This window comes from Staphylococcus sp. 231237_7MaSpsaltlick, from assembly GCF_043107035.1.
In genome coordinates this window covers 1-788 of the sequence record NZ_JBICNX010000213.1, presented here as the reverse complement: position 1 = coordinate 788, position 788 = coordinate 1, and the positions used below count along the sequence as shown (strand labels likewise).

Sequence of the window (788 nt, the reverse complement as noted above, 5' to 3'; positions counted from 1 at the left end):
GGTTTAAACGCTATGAAATCTGCATTGAAATCATTAACGCCATTCTTTGCAGGTGTTGCTAAGGGTGTAGAGAAAGCAAGTTCTTCATTACTCAAGTGGACAAGAACGAGTGCAGTGGCTAAGAAATTCTTTAATATGCTTAATACTACTGGTGTATCAGTATTTAATAAACTATTAAGTGCTGCAGGACATTTTGGTGATGGGCTTGTAAATGTATTTACACAATTAGGTCCTTTATACCAATGGTCTGCTAATTGGTTAGATAGATTAGGAAAATCATTTAGTAATTGGGCTAATAGTGCCGCAGGACAAAATAGTATCAAACAATTTATGGAATATACAAAAACTAACTTACCAATTATAGGAAACATATTTAAAAATGTATTTGCCGGTATAGGTAATTTAATGAAAGCATTTGGTCAGAATTCAACAAATATTTTTAAATACTTAGAACAAATGAGTGCTAAATTCAGAGAATGGTCAGAAACAGTTGGTAATTCTCCAGGGTTTAAAAAGTTTGTTGATTACATGCAACAAAATGGACCAGTAATTATGCAACTAATCGGTAATATAGTACGAGCGTTAGTAGCGTTTGGTACTGCAATGGCTCCTATAGCAAGCGCAATATTGAATGTAGTAACTAAAATAGTTGGGTTCACTGCTGCGTTAATGGAGAATCATCCTTGGATTGCAAGAGTAGCAGGTGTAGCTGCTATGTTATTAGGGGCAATTTGGGCATTAGCGGTTCCTTTAATGGCAGTTAATAGCTTCTTAGGACTATTTGGTAC

At 35.0% G+C, this 788-nt stretch carries 1 pseudogene; it reads left to right on the top strand.

The features are described 5' to 3' along the window. Positions 1–788: pseudogene (locus ACF91D_RS30980) on the top strand (terminase); the annotation flags it as partial.